16 protein-coding genes are annotated in these 15312 nt (G+C 70.7%); 9 read left to right on the forward strand and 7 right to left on the reverse strand.

The window, feature by feature from the left end; all coding sequences use genetic code 11:
* Window positions 1–125: biotin carboxylase N-terminal domain-containing protein (locus tag KBY32_RS35755; RefSeq protein ID WP_210982650.1), on the reverse strand; the 125-nt coding region annotated here is incomplete at its 3' end.
* 379 nt (window positions 126–504) lie between these two features.
* Window positions 505–1209 (reverse strand): response regulator transcription factor, encoded by a 705-nt coding sequence (locus KBY32_RS32535; RefSeq protein WP_234350937.1) that lies wholly within the window; start codon window positions 1207–1209, stop codon window positions 505–507.
* A gap of 598 nt (window positions 1210–1807) precedes the next feature.
* Between KBY32_RS32535 and KBY32_RS32540 the strand changes: the two genes are divergently transcribed.
* Complete coding sequence (locus KBY32_RS32540) at window positions 1808–2518, forward strand: ScbR family autoregulator-binding transcription factor (RefSeq protein ID WP_159039114.1); 711 nt, start codon at window positions 1808–1810, stop codon at window positions 2516–2518.
* Here the strand turns inward: KBY32_RS32540 and KBY32_RS32545 are convergent.
* Together KBY32_RS32545 and KBY32_RS32550 are read right to left on the reverse strand one after the other, a co-directional pair.
* The gene (locus KBY32_RS32545) at window positions 2455–3483 is read right to left on the reverse strand and encodes an NAD-dependent epimerase/dehydratase family protein (RefSeq protein WP_210982606.1); all 1029 of its coding nucleotides are present in this window, start codon (window positions 3481–3483) and stop codon (window positions 2455–2457) included. The genes KBY32_RS32540 and KBY32_RS32545 overlap by 64 nt on opposite strands.
* Window positions 3480–4571, reverse strand: a complete 1092-nt coding sequence (locus tag KBY32_RS32550; RefSeq protein WP_210982607.1) for a ScbA/BarX family gamma-butyrolactone biosynthesis protein — start codon at window positions 4569–4571, stop codon at window positions 3480–3482. The genes KBY32_RS32545 and KBY32_RS32550 overlap by 4 nt, the downstream gene beginning before the upstream one ends.
* A gap of 119 nt (window positions 4572–4690) precedes the next feature.
* On the opposite strand from KBY32_RS32550, the gene KBY32_RS32555 reads away from it, so the two are divergent.
* Window positions 4691–5395 (forward strand): ScbR family autoregulator-binding transcription factor, encoded by a 705-nt coding sequence (locus tag KBY32_RS32555; protein WP_210982608.1) that lies wholly within the window; start codon window positions 4691–4693, stop codon window positions 5393–5395.
* On the opposite strand, the gene KBY32_RS32560 is transcribed toward KBY32_RS32555, so the two are convergent.
* Window positions 5392–6081, reverse strand: a complete 690-nt coding sequence (locus tag KBY32_RS32560; protein ID WP_210982609.1) for a response regulator transcription factor — start codon at window positions 6079–6081, stop codon at window positions 5392–5394. The genes KBY32_RS32555 and KBY32_RS32560 overlap by 4 nt on opposite strands.
* 65 nt (window positions 6082–6146) lie before the next feature.
* On the reverse strand, window positions 6147–6839 hold the full coding sequence (locus KBY32_RS32565) for an antibiotic biosynthesis monooxygenase (protein WP_055624630.1): 693 nt from the start codon (window positions 6837–6839) through the stop codon (window positions 6147–6149).
* Window positions 6840–7066: 227 nt separating this feature from the next.
* Here KBY32_RS32565 and KBY32_RS32570 point away from each other — a divergent pair, with 227 nt between their 5' ends.
* The 3 genes from KBY32_RS32570 to KBY32_RS32580 are packed head-to-tail and all read left to right on the forward strand — an operon-like array spanning window position 7067 to window position 9374.
* The gene (locus KBY32_RS32570) at window positions 7067–7510 is read left to right on the forward strand and encodes a nuclear transport factor 2 family protein (protein WP_210982610.1); all 444 of its coding nucleotides are present in this window, start codon (window positions 7067–7069) and stop codon (window positions 7508–7510) included.
* The gene (locus KBY32_RS32575; protein ID WP_210982611.1) at window positions 7507–8817 is read left to right on the forward strand and encodes a cation:proton antiporter; all 1311 of its coding nucleotides are present in this window, start codon (window positions 7507–7509) and stop codon (window positions 8815–8817) included. The genes KBY32_RS32570 and KBY32_RS32575 overlap by 4 nt, the downstream gene beginning before the upstream one ends.
* 14 nt (window positions 8818–8831) lie before the next feature.
* Entirely contained in the window at window positions 8832–9374 is a 543-nt protein-coding gene (locus tag KBY32_RS32580) for a flavin reductase family protein (protein WP_210982612.1), read from the forward strand.
* A gap of 4 nt (window positions 9375–9378) precedes the next feature.
* Here KBY32_RS32580 and KBY32_RS32585 read toward each other — a convergent pair whose 3' ends face one another.
* The gene (locus KBY32_RS32585; RefSeq protein ID WP_210982613.1) at window positions 9379–9798 is read right to left on the reverse strand and encodes a helix-turn-helix domain-containing protein; all 420 of its coding nucleotides are present in this window, start codon (window positions 9796–9798) and stop codon (window positions 9379–9381) included.
* Between the two features lie 164 nt (window positions 9799–9962).
* Between KBY32_RS32585 and KBY32_RS32590 the strand changes: the two genes are divergently transcribed.
* From KBY32_RS32590 to KBY32_RS32605, 4 genes are all read left to right on the forward strand, one after another.
* Window positions 9963–11450 carry an MFS transporter gene (locus KBY32_RS32590; RefSeq protein WP_055624632.1) on the forward strand — a complete coding sequence of 496 codons (1488 nt, stop codon included), beginning with the start codon at window positions 9963–9965 and terminating at the stop codon, window positions 11448–11450.
* Between the two features lie 16 nt (window positions 11451–11466).
* Entirely contained in the window at window positions 11467–11862 is a 396-nt protein-coding gene (locus tag KBY32_RS32595) for a pyridoxamine 5'-phosphate oxidase family protein (protein WP_108707155.1), read from the forward strand.
* 179 nt (window positions 11863–12041) lie between these two features.
* Window positions 12042–13514, forward strand: a complete 1473-nt coding sequence (locus tag KBY32_RS32600) for an FAD-dependent monooxygenase (protein WP_210982614.1) — start codon at window positions 12042–12044, stop codon at window positions 13512–13514.
* Window positions 13515–13544: 30 nt separating this feature from the next.
* On the forward strand, window positions 13545–15248 hold the full coding sequence (locus tag KBY32_RS32605) for an NAD(P)/FAD-dependent oxidoreductase (protein WP_055624635.1): 1704 nt from the start codon (window positions 13545–13547) through the stop codon (window positions 15246–15248).
* Window positions 15249–15312 lie beyond the last annotated feature (64 nt).

The raw sequence follows: 15312 nt of genomic DNA on the forward strand, positions 1-15312 counted from the left end.
CGGACATGCAGAGCGTCCCGGTCCGGTTCCGCGTAGACGGCCACGCTGGCGATACCGGCATCCCGGCAGGCCCGGGCCACGCGGACAGCGATTTCGCCACGGTTGGCGATGAGCACCTTGCGCACGACGGCCCTCTCCTCGCTCGGCAGAATTCTGGGATGACCGAGCGCGCCCCGGGTATTTCGACTTCCTGGGCGGCGCCCGAATACCTGTCCATCGTCGGCGCGGGAGAGGGCGCTGTTCAACCGTCGCCCATTAAGCCTTCGGACCAGATCGACAGGCCCGCTACCGCTTTGTTGGCACAGGGCAAGGCGAATGTCAGAAAAGCGTCAGGCGGACCGTCGGGGCGTGGGGCGCGGCTTTCCGAATCCCCATCCGTACATACGGATTCACGGAGTCCGGAAAAGGCGTCCGGGCAGCGGAAAGGGCGGGCTCCGTCGTGCGGAGCCCGCCCTGTGTCCGGCCGGCGGGTGGCGTGTGTGTCGCCTCCCGCCGGATGTGCCGTCAGCCGCTGCCGAAGCGGAAACCGACCCCGCGCACGGTGACGATCCAGTCGCTGCCGCCCAACTTGCCGCGCAGGCTGCTGACATGGGTGTCGACGGTGCGCCGTGACCAGGAACCGCCCCAGACCTGCTGCATGATCCGCTTGCGCGAGATCACGGTCTCCGGGTGGGAGGCCAGCAGATGCAGCAGGTCGAACTCCTTGCGGGTCAGTTCGACGACCCGGCCGTGCAGGCTGACCTCGCGGGAGGCGGCGTCGATGCGTAACGGCCCGCGCAGCACGACCTGTTCGGCCTGGATCTGCGGTCGGGAGCGGCGCATGACCGCGTCCATCCGGGCCATCAGCTCCCGGAAGCCGTACGGCTTGACGAGGTAGTCGTCGGCGCCGGCCTGGAGGCCGAGGACGCGGTCCAGTTCCGTGCCCCACCCGGTCACGGCGATGAGCGGTACGTCGCTGAGCGCGCGGATGGAGCGGCACACCTCCAGGCCGTCCACGTCGGGCAGTTCCAGGTCGAGCAGGACGATGTCCGAGAGTTGGTACGACTGCAGGGCCGCGTTCCCCGTGGCGACCCCTTCGACATGGTGACCGTGCCGCCGGAGTCCGGCGGCCAGCGCCTCCCTGTCGCCGGTGTTGTTCTCGACGACCAGGACCCGCCAGTTGGTCGTGGACTTGCGGATCTGGGCCGGGACGGGCTGTCGGATCTCCAGAGTGCTGCTCGTGGCGCGTTGACTCACTGCTCTCCCCCTGAACACGTAGTTCCCGCTCGAGCACTTCGCTGGACGAGCCTAAAAACCTACCTCTCGGTTTGTCAAAAAAAGACTAGGTAAACTTACTATCAGTCACAACAACTGCGGCTTTCGCCGGAGTTGATGCAAAGTGAAGGATCAATTCCGCTGCACAGCGTCATCGCTCTCACGATCTCCACTTCGCCTCGCGAGTAATTTTCGACCGTGAACCAGATGCGAACAGCCACTGACGGCGAACGCGGTATGTTCTTGACCTCCCCCTGAAGAACCAAAGGTGCGCAGGTAGGGACCTGAAACGGTCGCGCCGGACGTGTTCCGCTCCCGGGAACGCGGTGGTATACCGTCCAGAACGTTCTCGGTCGGCTGATTCCCTGCTTCCACTTCACCCTCAGCCTGGTCCTGAGGTGGGAAAGTGTGATCTTCTGGGCAGTACTGACGGAGTGTCGATAACGTTGAGGGCCGCCGACCACACCGACGCTCCCCTCGGGTGGGCACTCGCGCCCGCTAAACAGACCTTCAAGTCCGTTTCGGGACGGGCGGGATGAGAGGATGCACGCAGGTGGGACTACAACAGGAGAGGGCGATCCGCACCCGGCGGCTGATGCTCAAGTCGGCGGCCGAGGTCTTCGACCGTGAGGACTACGCCTCGGCCAGACTCTCCGACATCAGCGCGCGGGCCAACATGAGCACCGGCGCGCTGCACTTCCACTTCGCGAACAAGGAGGAGCTGGCACAGGCCGTCGTGAGCGAGGCCCGCGGCACCCTCTGGCTCGCGGCCCGCAGCGCGTACGAGCGCACCCCTGAGCCGCTCCAGGCGCTCACCGACGTCTCCCACACCCTCAGCCAACTGCTGTGCTGGGACGTCGTGTCGCGGTCCGGGCTGCGGCTGGACAACGACCGGTCCCGGCGCGGGCGGGAGCGGTTCCTGCACGGCTGGCACGCGAGCGTGCGGCGGCTGCTGGAACGGGCGCGGCAGGAGGGCAGCCTGGCGAAGCAGGTCCACCTCCAGGCGGTGACCTGCGCGATCGTCGCCGCGACGACGGGGATAGGGGTGCTGATCAAGGGGGGTGAGGCGGAGCGGACACGGCTCGCCTTCACCGGGTTCTGGCAGGGCTTCCTGCCGGGGCTCGCCGTACCGGAGCTGCTCGGCCGGCTGAACCCCGGCGGGACCGACGAGGTGGTGGAGTACGCGGTGGCCGTCTCCCGCTACCTGCCCTTCGCCCCGGACGAGACCGTCGGCCCGGAACGGACGGCGTCCGGCGTGGGCTGAGCCCGGCCGGGCCCCCGCTCCGGGGCGGGCTCCGCGTTCCGGTACCGGTCCGCGTACCGGGCGAGGCCCTCGGCGAACTCCGGTCCGGGGGAACGGCCGAGGGCGTCCCAGACCGGCGTGCCGTCGAACCAGTGGTCCACGGCGAGCAGGTCGAGATGGTGCCGGGCCACCGGATGCCCGCGCAGCCGGGCGCGTGCCTCGTCGAGGGGCAGCGTGGGGAGGGCCCCCGGAATTAGACCGTACGTTTCGGCGACCGCGGCGATCAGCTCCTCGCCGCGTACCGGCCGGGGATGGGCCACGAACCGGACACCGCCCGCACGTTCCGACGGGGTGAGCGCGGCCGAAAGCAGTGCCCTCCCCAGGGCCGCGGCGTCGACCGCCGACTGCCGTCCGAGCGGTCCTTCGGGCAGGGCGCCGAGCGTCCGCAGCAGCGTCAGCACACCGGGCACCACCCAGCGGTCGCCCGCCCCGTACACGAGGTGGGGCCGCAGGACCGTGCCGCCGGCCGCGCGCACATGGGCCTCGGCCGCCGCCCGCGTCCGGCTGGTGTCCGACCCGGGCGCGACCGGGAGTCCGTCCGGCCGGGCCCGGCGGAACGGCCCTCGGCCGTGCACCGCCGCGGTGCTCAGATACACGAACCGCCCGACGCCGGCCCGCCGTGCCTCCTCGACCAGGGCCCGGGTGCCGAGGGCGTTGGTGCGCCGCAGCGCCTCGGGGTCGCCGCCGACGCGGGACGCGCAGTGCACCACGGCGTCGACGCCGTCGCAGACACCGGTGAGCGAGGCGGGTTCGGTGAGGTCGCCGCGTACATAGGTGACCGGGACGCCCGCCGCCGGGCCGGGACGGGGCGGTGGGACCGTGCGGACCAGCAGCCGCAGCCGTACGCCCCCCGCGGCGCCGGCCGCGGCGACCACATGGCCGCCGACGAACCCACCGGACCCGGTCACCAGGAGGTGCCGGGTCACCCGTCGTCCCGTACGGCGGCGGAGAGCGTCGCGGTGAACACGGGCTCCTCCCCCTGCAATCCCCGCACCCGCACCACCACGCCCAGCTCGGGGTCGGTCTCGTAGCCGGCCAGGATCCAGCAGGGGTCGGCCAGTTCGCAGTACTTGTGGAAGGCGACCCGCATCGAGGCCGGGTGGAAGTCGTGCCCGGGGGTGAGCGCGGCGGCCGCCTGCCGGCCCGCCTCCAGGAGCACCATGCCGGGGACGTGGTCGTTGGGGCGGGCGAAGAGCGTCGGGTGGGCGACGTTCACCCGCAGCCGCCAGCCGGGACGGTGCTTGGAACGGGCGAGGACGACGTCGGCGGGATCGGTGCGGCCGGTCTCGTGGGCGGGGACGGCGGGCAGCAGCGGCACCGAGCGGCCGGCGGCGCCCATGCTCGAGCCGCGCAGCCTGCGGTAGACGCGGGCGGAGGTGCAGTACAGGACGCCCATGCTGGTGGCGAGCACCCGGCCGAGCCGCTGGAAGCGCAGGTCGACCCGCATCCCGACGAGGCGCCCGGCGCGCAACTGGACGTCGGAGCACTCGACGACCACGTCGATCGGGCCGGAGGCGGCGAGCACGGTGAACTCGTCGGTCAGCAGGCGGTAGCCGAGCTCCTGCATCAGGAACTGGTCGCCGACGGGGACGCCGTACTCGGCGTGCGCCAGCATCATCGTGGCCTGCCGGGTGGTCTCGGCGACCAGCATCGGGTCCTGCCGTCCGCCGGGCAGCGGCGCGAAGAAGCGGTGCGCGGCGGGCCAGTCCACGCTGACGAGGTAGCGGTGTTCGGACAGCCGCAGCCAGTCGACCGGGAAGCGGTCGGCGGGGTCGGGGCGGTGGCAGAGCTCCCCGGTGGCCCGTCCATCGGGAATCAGAACCGGGGAGTCGGTCTGGTATGCGAGGCGAACGAGGGTCTGTTCGGGGCGGTTCGCCGGGGTGTGCTCGGCGTGCGGACGGCCCGGACGGGCCGTCGGGGCCACCGAGGCGGTGTCGGATCGTTCCTGCGCCGTGGTCAGATGCGGACGGGACCCTATGAACCTGTCGACTACGGATATAGCGGGATCAGCCATGGAGTGCCCCCTGAGTCGAGTGATGCGGGAATAGTTCCCCTCTCGACAAAAGACTGGCAGTCCGGTTCTCTTTGCGGGGGAACCTGACCAAGCTCTGACATAGAAACAGGCACGGGGGCATGGCACGTCAAGCGCGAGCGATCCAGACCCGCACGTCGATCCTGCTGGCGGCGGCGGAGGTGTTCGACGAGCGTGGCTACAGCACGGCCACCATCACGGAGATCATCGCGCGGGCCGGCGTGACGAAGGGGGCGCTGTACTTCCACTTCTCGTCCAAGGAGGATCTGGCCCTCGGGGTGATAGCGGCGCAGCTGGAGCTGGGGCCGCTGCCCGCGCAGCGCACGAAGCTGCAGGAACTCACCGACCAGGGGCTGCTGTTCGCCCATCAGCTGCAGCACGATCCGCTCACCCGGGCCAGTGTCGGGCTCGCCATGGACCAGTGGAGCGAGAGCGGGGAGAACGGGGAGGGCGGCAACCCGTTCCACGGCCGCCCGTTCCAGGAGTGGGCGGACCGGCTGACCGAGCTGCTCGACGAGGCGCGGAAGCGCGGGGAGCTGCTGCCGCACGTGGATCCGGCGGAGACGGCGGAGCTGCTGTCCGGGGCCTTCACCGGCATCCAGTGGACGTCGCAGGTGCTGTGCCAGCGCCGGGATCTGACGCGCCGGGTCATCGCGATGTTCCGGCATCTGCTGCCGAGCGTGGCGATGCCGCAGATCCTGCCGACGCTGGAGCTCACCCCGGAGCGGGCCGTCGCCCTCCTCGCCTCGCGCGACGCCGCGCTGGAGGCGGAGGAGGCCGAGGACGGCGAGGGCGACGCCGCCTAGGGGATGTCCGACAGGGCCTGGCGGCCGGTGCGGGCGGCGTCCTCCAGCCGGTAGCCGACGCCGCGCACCGTGGTGATCCAGCCCTCGCCGAGCTTGGCGCGCAACGCGCTGACATGGGTGTCCACGGTGCGGGTGGAGATGGCCCACTCGTCCGCCCAGACCCCCGCGATCAGATTCCGGCGGGAGATCACGGTCTCCGGCGCGGAGGCGAGCAGCAGCAGGATGTCGAACTCCTTGCGGGTCAGCTCCAGCGTCCGCTCCCCCAGCCAGGCCTCGCGGGTGCCGGGATCCAGCCGCAGCGCCCCGAAGGACACCCCGGCCGGTCCGCCGCCGGTGACGACGCGGCGGGTGACGGCGTCCATCCGGGCGGCCAGCTCCCGGAAGCCGTAGGGCTTGACGAGGCAGTCGTCGGCGCCGGAGCGCAGGCTGAGCACCCGGTCCAGCTCGGAGTCCCGGCCGGTGAAGGTGATCAGCGGTGTGCTGCCGCGCGCCCTGATCTCGGCGCACACCTGCAGACCGTCGAGGTCCGGCAGGTCGAGGTCGAGCAGGACGACCTCGGCCTGCTCCCACGCCCGCAGTCCCGCCCGGCCGGTGCGGGCCCGCCGGACCTGGTGCCCGTTGCGCACCAGGCGGCAGACCAGGGGTTCGGCGGACCCGTCGTCCGGGTCGATCACGAGTACGCGCATCTGGACTCCACCGGGGGTCCGTCACGCCCGGGCGGGTCGCCCCGCCCGGCCGGGACCCCCTGCCCTCACTCGCCGGCCGACCGGGTGTGCACCACGCGGTAGGTGTTGGAGTCGCGCCAGGTGGCCAGCGCGTCCACCGCGGCGTCGACCTTCTGCCGCTCCGCCGAGCGCTGTGCGGCCGGCTGCTCGCGGAAGGCGTCGTACGCCTCCTTGCTGTCCCACTGGGAGTAGACGACGACCCACTTGCCCTCGATGTTGCGGCCGCGCAGTCCGCGCAGCACGGTGTGGCTGCGGTACCCGGGGACCTTCTGCAGCCAGTCCTGGGACGCGCCGAGGGCCTCGACCAGGTCGTCCTGGTGCTTCTCGGTGACGCCGTACAGGTCGATGACCGTGTAGTCGTCGCGGTCCGGGGAGATCTCGGTCTCGCCGGCGCCGGGCTTCTGCTGCGTGAAGACCACCTCGTTCTGCAGCAGCCGGATGGCGGTGGTGATCTCGCCGAACAGCGGGAGCGTGCGGTGCTTGAACTCCTCGCCGGCGTACCGGGCCTCCAGGTCCTCGGTGGAGCGCCACTGGATGAAGTTGGCGGTGCCGAACTTGGTCTGGCCGCTGTGCACGGTGCTGGAGCGCCAGCCCTCGTAGGTGGCGGAGTCGACGATTTCCCGCATCGCGGCGAGCAGGCTGTCCTGCTTCTCCGCGGAGTCGGTGGAGAACAGGTTGAGGACGGTCAGGTTCTTACCATCGGCGGCGATCTTCGGCATTCTCTCTTCTCTTCCGGTCGGCAGTGGGTGAAAGGAAGCGGAACTCGAATGGTGATCGGTGCTTCCCGATCAGCATGACAAGGCGTCATCTCCCGGTGAAGGGCGTGCTGTTCAGGACTCCGCGCGGTTTGTCAGGTCTTTCCCAGCAGGGTCAGATCTTCTGCGGCTACGTCAGGTCTTCGACAAGTGCTTTGGGTGCCCGCCGGCCCTCGCGCGATGCTCGGGTGATGAATTCCGTCACTGCGAAAGCCGAAATCGGCGGGCTGCTCGACCGATATCTCCTAGGCCTCGACGACGAAAAGCTCGACGACGACTGGGCGCGCGCGCTGTTCACCGACGACGCCCGTGTGGAGTTCCCGATGGCCCGGCACGAGGGCGTCGGCGGACTGGCCGACTGGCACCGGCGGGCGCTGGACGCCTTCGCCCGCACCCAGCACCTCAACTCGCCGGCGGTCGTGGACCTCACCGGTGACGAGCGGGCGGTGCTGCGGGCCAACCTGGTCTCGACACACGTGCACCACCCGGACACCCCCGGCGATCCGCTGTTCGTCTCCGGCACGCTGGTGCGGGGCGCGGCCCGGCGCACCGGCGCGGGCTGGCGGCTGACGGAGCTGTCGTTCCAGCTGGTGTGGTCGACAGGCAGTCCGCCCCGTCCTGCGGGCGCCCGATGAGGGCCCTGGCGGCCGGTGTGCAGGAGGACCAGATCGCCGCGATGCTGCTGGGCATCGGGGTGATCCTGCTGGTCGGGGCCGGTCTGGGCGCGCTCGCCCGCAAGGTGGGCCAGCCGAAGGTGATCGGGGAGATCACGGCCGGCATCGTGCTCGGCCCGAGCCTGCTGGGCCTCTTCCCCGGCAACCTCACGGAGCGGCTTTTCCCGTCCGACGTACGGCCGTTGCTGTCGGCGGTGTCGCAGGTCGGCCTGGTGCTGTTCATGTTCGTGGTGGGCTGGGAGTTCGAACGGCGGCTGATCCGGCCGCACGCCCGGCTCGCGGCCGGCGTCTCGCTGTCGTCGATCGTGCTGGCCTTCGGGCTCGGTGTGGCCGCGGCCGTCGTGCTGTACCCGCACCACGACACGGTTGCCGGGAAGCACATCTCGTTCCTGGCGTTCGCCACCTTCATGGGCACCGCGATGTCCGTCACCGCGTTCCCCGTGCTGGCCCGGATCCTGGCCGAGAACAAGCTGATGGACACCCGGGTGGGCGCCCTGTCACTGGCGAGCGCCGCGATCGACGACGTCCTCGCCTGGTGTCTGCTGGCGTATGTCTCGGCGCTGGTCAGCTCGGACGGCGACTACGCGGACCTGGCCCGGATCGGCGCGCTGAGCGTGGTGTACGTCGCCGTGATGCTCGTCGTCGTACGGCCGCTGATCTCGCGGCTGGTGTGGCGGTGGGCGGCGATGGAGCGCTGGCCGGCGCTGCTCGCGGTGCTGTGCGCGGGCGTGTTCGCCTCGTCGTGGGTGACGTCGTGGATCGGCATCCACCAGATCTTCGGCGCGTTCCTGTTCGGCTTCGTGATGCCGCGCGAGCCCCGGCGGGTCCTCGCGGCGCATCTGCGCCGGCCGCTGGACGACGTCAGCGTGATCCTGCTGCCGGTCTTCTTCATCGTCACCGGACTCGGTGTCGACCTCGGCGCGCTGACGGCGGCCGACTGCCTGGCGCTTGCCCTGGTGGTCGCCGTGGCCTGCGCGGGAAAGCTGCTGGGCGCGATCGCCCCGGCCCGGCTGTCCGGGCTGTCCTGGCGCGAGGCGAAGGACCTGGGCGTGCTGATGAACACCCGGGGCCTGACCGAACTCATCATCCTCAACGCCGCCGTGAGCCTCGGTGTGCTCGACGGGCGGATGTTCACCATGCTGGTGATCATGGCCCTCGTGACGACGGCGATGGCGGCCCCGCTGCTGTCCCGGCGCGAGCACCTCACGGTCGGCGACCTCCCCACCACCCGCACACCCGTCGCGGACGCGACCGCGCCGCGCACCTGACGAGGGGGTTTCCCGTGATACCCGTCCAGTCGTTGTCCCCGCACGACCGGCAGCCGCGGCCACCGGTCGACGGCCGCGCGCTGCGCTCGGTGTGCGGCAGCTTCGCCACCGGCGTCACCGTGATCACCACCGGCGGACCGGAGGACGGCGCCGCGACCACGGTGAACTCGTTCACGTCCGTGTCGCTGGAGCCACCGCTGGTGCTGTTCTGCCTGCACCGGCAGTCCCGGCTGCGGCCGGTGCTCCAGCGCTCCCGGGGCTTCGTGGTCAACTTCCTGACCCGTAGTCAGGAAGGGCTCGCGTGGAAGTTCGCGGGCCGTGAGTCGGCGCGGCTGGCGGAGGTCCCGCACCACCGCTCGGCCGGCGGGCTGCCGGTCCTCACCGAGGCGCTGGCGTTCCTGGAGTGCCGTCTCGCCGAGGAGTACGACGGCGGCGACCACGCCATCCTGGTCGGCGAGGTCACCGCGCTCGGCACGTCCGAGGAGGAGGCCGATCCGCTGGTCTTCTACAAGGGCGCGATGCGCGTGCTCAGCACCACGGCCCAGGCGCGGGGTTGACCCGTCAGCGGGCCACCCCGGCCGGCAGGTCGGCCTCGTCGTACTCCCGCCTGGCCCGCTCGACCTTGCGCAGGTTCTCCGCGGACCAGTCGGCGAGGTGGGCGAAGATCGGCGCCAGGCTGCGGCCGAGCTCGCTGATCTCGTACTCGACCCGGGGCGGCACCTCCGGGTGGTACGTGCGCATCACCAGACCGTCGCGCTCCATCTGGCGCAGCCGCTGGGTGAGCACCTTCGGCGTGATGGTGCGGATGTTGCGCTGCAGCTCGACGAAGCGCTGCCGGCCGAACTCGTTCAGCGTCCACAGGATCGGTGTCGTCCAGCGGCTGAAGACGATGTCGACCACCGGGGAGACCGGGCACGCCAGCTCCGAGTCGACCCCTGCGCCGTGCTTCGCGGCGCCGCCCATGGTGCCCGTGCCGTCCATGCGGATCCTCCCAGGAAGCCACTTTCCTCTAGGTACCTACTTTACCCAGGATGCTAGCTTCCCGGAAGGCGGTGAGCGTTCCCGCTCCCGGCCCCGCGCCATGTCCTTGCCCTCCTTGTCCCGTCCCTACGGAACCCTTCCGTTCACCTCCCACTAGGAGCGACATGTCGACCCAAGAGTCGCTGCGCCTTCCCCACTCCACCGACGCGTCGGCCCCGCCGAAGCGCCCGGGCCTCATCCTGGCGTTCCTCTGCCTGGCCGGGTTCATGACCTTCCTCGACGTGTCGATCGTCAACGTGGCCCTGCCGACGATCGAGGACGAGCTGCACATCTCCCAGACGTCGTTGCAGTACATCGTCACCACCTACGGGATGCTGCTCGGCGGCTTCCTGCTGCTGACCGGCCGGCTCGCCGACGCCTTCGGCCGCCGCCGGATGCTCCAGACCGGCCTGCTCCTGTTCGCCGCGTCCTCGCTGCTCGCCGGGTTCGGCCAGAGCGCGGCCATGCTGATCGTGGCGCGCGGCGCCCAGGGCCTCGGCGCCGCGTTCATCGCGACCGCCGCGCTGTCCCTGCTCGCCAACAACTTCGAGGAGGGCGCGGAGCGCAACAAGGCGCTCGGCGCCTGGGGCGCGCTCAGCGGTATCGCCGCCGTCGCCGGTGTCACCCTCGGCGGTCTGCTGACGGACGGCCCGGGCTGGCGCTGGATCTTCTTCATCAACGTGCCGATCGGCCTCGTCCTCGCCCTGCTCGCCCCGCGGGTCGTCGCCGAGAGCCGGGCCGCCGAGCGCAGCAGTTCCTTCGACGTCGCCGGCGCCGTCACCCTGACCGCCGGTCTGGTGCTGCTCATCTTCAGCCTGGGCCAGACCGTCGACGACTCCGACGTCCCGATGGCCCGCGTCTACGGCGGCTTCGCCCTCTCCGCGGTCCTGCTCATCACGTTCCTGCTGATCGAGCGCCGCGCCCAGGCGCCGCTGATCCCGCTCGGCATCTTCAAGCGCAAGTCGCTGCGCGCCTCCAACGTCGTCGCGGTCCTGCTGCTCGGCACCTGCGTCACCCTGTTCTTCTTCGCCAGCCTGTTCATGCAGCAGGTCCTGAACTGGTCGGCGCTGAAGACCGGTCTGGCCTACGTCCCGCTCGCCGTGATCGTCGCGGTCGGCGCGGGCATCGCCTCCCAGCTGGTCACGAAGGTCGCCCCCAAGCCGGTGCTGATGGCCGGTCTGACGCTGACCAGCGTGGGCATGTTCCTGCTGTGGCGGGCCCCGTCCGACGCCTCCTACGTGGTCGACCTGCTGCCCGCCTTCCTGATCTCCGGCCTGGGTCTCGGCCTGTCGTTCGTGCCGGTGCAGGTGGCCGCGTTCACGGGCACCGAGGAGGACGAGTCCGGTCTGTCCGCCGGTCTCATCAACACCGCGCAGGAGGTCGGCGGCGCCCTCGGCCTCGCCGTGGCCGCCACCTACGCCTTCCGCCAGGTCGAGCAGCTGACCGAGTGGGCGGACGGGGTGCCCGAGCGGGTGATCCAGGCGCGCACCGAGGTCTTCCACGACGCGTTCCTCGCCGGTGCCTGCTTCGCCGCGGCCGGCCTGGTCCTCACGCTGCTCCTGCTGCCCTTCACCCGGGCCGCGGACCAGCCGGCCGCCGCCCCCCACGCCTGAGAACGGAAGCCCCGCCATGCCGACGTCACCGCGTCTGTCCTCCGCGGCCGAGGACTTCCTCGCCGAGAACCAGCTGTGCACCTTCACCACGCTCCGCCCCGACGGCTCGCCCCATGTGACGCCCGTGCGTTTCACCTGGGACGGTGAGGCGGGACTGGCCCGGGTGATGACCGCGGTGACCCGGCGCAAGGCCCGCAACGTGCTGGCCGCGCCCGGCGGCCGGGTCTCCCTGTGCCAGACGGCCGGGCCCCGCTGGATCACCCTGGAGGGCACGGCCACCGTGCACGACGACCCGGCCCGGGTCCAGGAGGGCGTCCGGCGGTACGCCAAGCGCTACTGGTCGTCGCCGCCGGAGCCGCCGGGCCTGGTCGTGATCGAGATCGACGTGGACCGGGTGCTGGGCCTGCTGTGAGCGGGCATCACACCAGCCGAGGGCGCCGGGCGCGAAACCGCCGGCGCCCTCGGTGTATTTCCACCGCCTGACCCTGCTGAGAATTCTCTGACGAAACTTGTCAGAGACCTGTACTTACGGCCGTTCAGCTTCCCCGGCTCCCCCGGAATACTGGTGAAAAATCCACTGGGAGAGGAAACATGAACCGTTTTCATGCCGACGTCATCGTCGCCGGGGCCGGCCCGTCCGGACTCATGCTCGCCGGTGAACTCCGCCTGGCCGGGCATGAGGTGCTGGTGCTCGACCGGCTGGCCGCGCCCATGCAGCAGTCCCGCGCCCTCGGATTTTCCGCACGCACCATCGAGGAGTTCGGGCAGCGCGGACTTCTCGAAGAATTCGGCGAACTCGAGACGATACCTTTCGGCCATTTCGGCGGACTGCCCATCGACTATCGCATCGTCGAGGGGGGCAATTTCGGCGTCCGGGGAGTTCCGCAGTCGAAGACCGAGGCGATCCTGCACACCTGGGCGACCGGCCTGGGCGCCGAGGTCCGCCGCGGGCACGAGGTCGTCGGCATGACGCAGGACGACGACGGCGTCACCGTCGAGGTCACGGGCCCCGACGGCACCGAGACGCTGCGCGCCGCCTATCTGGTCGGCTGTGACGGCGCCCGCTCCACCGTGCGGCGCCTGGCCGGCATCGACTTCCCCGGCACCAGCGCCACCATCGAGATGCTGATGGCCGACGTCGCCACCAACGAGCTGCGCATCCGCCCGACCGGCGAGGTCGGCGAGTCCGGCATGGTCGTGGTGCTGCCCCTCGGCCCGAAGGCCACCCGTGTGGTCGTCTTCGAGCGCGGCGCCGGGGTCCGCCCGACGACGGAACCGCCCACCTTCCCCGAGGTCGCCGCCGCCTTCCAGCGCGTCACCGGCGAGGACATCACCGGCCACCGGCCGCTGTGGACCAGCTACTTCACCGACGCAAGCCGGCAGGCCGCCGAGTACCGCGAGGGCCGGGTCTTCCTGGCCGGCGACGCCGCCCACATCCACCTCCCGATCGGCGCGCAGGGCATCAGCGCCGGCGTCGGCGACGTGGTGAACCTCGGCTGGAAGCTCGCCGCCGCGCTCAAGGGCCACGCCCCCGAGGGCCTGCTGGACACCTACCACTCCGAGCGCCACCCGGTCGGCGGCCGGATCGTCGCCAACACCCTGGTGCAGCGCTCCCTGTACCTCGGCGGCCCCGAGATGCAGCCGCTGCGCGAGCTGTTCGGCGAGCTGGTCGGCATCGAGGCGGTCCGCAGGCATCTGGTCGGCCTGGTCACCGGCCTGGACATCGCCTACGACATGGGCGAGGGCGGCCACCCGCTGCTCGGCCGCCGGCTGCCCGACCAGGACCTGCTGGTCGGCGACGAGAAGACCACCACGTACGCGCTGCTCACGCGTGGCCGCCCGCTGCTGCTGAACCTGCGCGGCGGCGAGGCCCTGACGAAGGCCGCCGCCGGCTGGGCCGACCGCGTGGACGTCGTCACCGCCTCCCGGCCCGACCCCAAGGCGCCCTCCGCCGACCTGCTGGTGCGCCCCGACGGCTACATCGCCTGGGTGGGGACGGACGGCACCGCCGACGGTCTGGCCACCGCCCTGCAGCGCTGGTTCGGCGCCCCCGCCGCCGGCTGAGCCCCCACCCGTCAGAAGAGGAGTCCCGAGTTGACCGGCAAGGCCGAGACGCAGAAGACGCCACCGCAGCCCGGCGAGTGGACCGAGTGCGACGTCATCATCCTGGGCGCCGGGATCGGCGGATCGATCACCGGCGCGATCCTGGCCCGGCAGGGCGCCGACGTGGTGCTCGTCGACGCCGGCCAGCACCCGCGGTTCGCCGTCGGCGAGTCGCAGAACCCGCAGCTCGTGGAGTGGCTGCACATCCTCGCCGTGCGCTACGACGTGCCCGAGCTCAAGCACCTGCTCGACATCAAGGCCGTCACCAAGCACATCGGCGCCCACCACGGCAGGAAGCAGAGCTTCGGTTTCGTGCGGCACGTCCCCAATCGGGAGCCGGACCCGGGCGAGGCGACGATGTTCGTCATCCCGAAGATGCTCACCGAGGCGTCGCACATGTTCCGCCAGGACACCGACACCTACTACTTCAACGTCGCCGCCAAGTACGGCTGCACCCTGCGCCAGAACTGGCGCGCCACCGACCTGGACTTCGACGACGAGGGCGTCACGGTCACCGGCCAGAACGGCGAGGTCTTCCGCGCGAAGTACCTCATCGACGCCAGCGGCTTCCGCTCCCCGCTCGCCCAGAAGTTCGACCTGCGCGACAAGCCGACACGGATCCGGCACCACGCCCGCTCCATGTTCACGCACTACGTCGGCATCAAGCCCTACGACGACGTGTGCGGCTACCCCGACGCGCTGCGCCCGCCCGCCGAGTCCCCCTTCCACGGCGGCACCCTGCACCATCTGATCGAGCGCGGCTGGTTCTGGATCATCCCGTTCGACAACTACAAGGACTCCCGCAACCCGGTGTGCAGCGTCGGGCTGACCTTCGACGAGCGGCTGTACCCGCAGCCCAAGGACAAGACGCCGGACGAGGAGTTCCAGCACTACCTCGACATGTACCCGGCGGTGAAGCGGCAGTTCGAGGGCGCGCGCCGGGTGCGCGAGTGGATCTCCACACCGGACCGCATCCAGTACTCCTCGAAGCAGACCGTGGGCGACCGCTGGTGCCTGATGTCGCACGCGGCCGGCTTCGTGGACCCGCTGTACTCGCGGGGCCTGTCCAACACCTTCGAAGTGGTGGACGCGCTGTGCTACCGCGTCCTGGACGCGCTGCGCGACGGCGACTTCTCCGCCGAGCGCTTCGCGTACGTGGAGCGCCTGGAGCAGGGGCTGCTGACGTACAACGACATGATCGTCGACAGCTCCTACATCGCCTTCTCCCACTTCCGGCTCTGGAACGCGGTCTTCCGGGTCTGGGCCTGCTTCACCACACCCGCCACCATGCGGCAGATCCAGGCCCGTCAGGAGTACGAACTCACCGGCGACGACCAGCACTTCCGGAACATGGAGAAGGCGCCCTACCCGGGCCTGTGGTGGCCGGACAGCCACGCCTTCAAGCACCTCCTGGACGTCACCCACGAGACCTGCATGAAGTACGAGGCCGGCGAGATCGACGGCGACAAGGCCGCCGACATCGTCTTCCAGGCCATCAACGACTGCGAGTCGGTCAACACGCCGTTCGGCTGGAAGGACGGCGAGGACCACCGCTTCTACCGGGCCACCACCCCCACGATGATCAAGTTCATGTGGTGGGCCAGCACCAACGGCCCCAAGGAGATGCGCGACCTGGGCCGCTCGATGCTCAAGGGCGTCGCGAAGTCCGCCGTGCGCGGCAAGAAGGTCTCCTGACCGCCGCCCCCCGATCCGGTCCGCACAGGGCGTGGCGTCACCCCCGAGCGCGAGGCCCTGTGCG

This window comes from Streptomyces sp. RK62 (assembly GCF_018070255.1).
GTDB classification, from domain to species: domain Bacteria; phylum Actinomycetota; class Actinomycetes; order Streptomycetales; family Streptomycetaceae; genus Streptomyces; species Streptomyces nigra.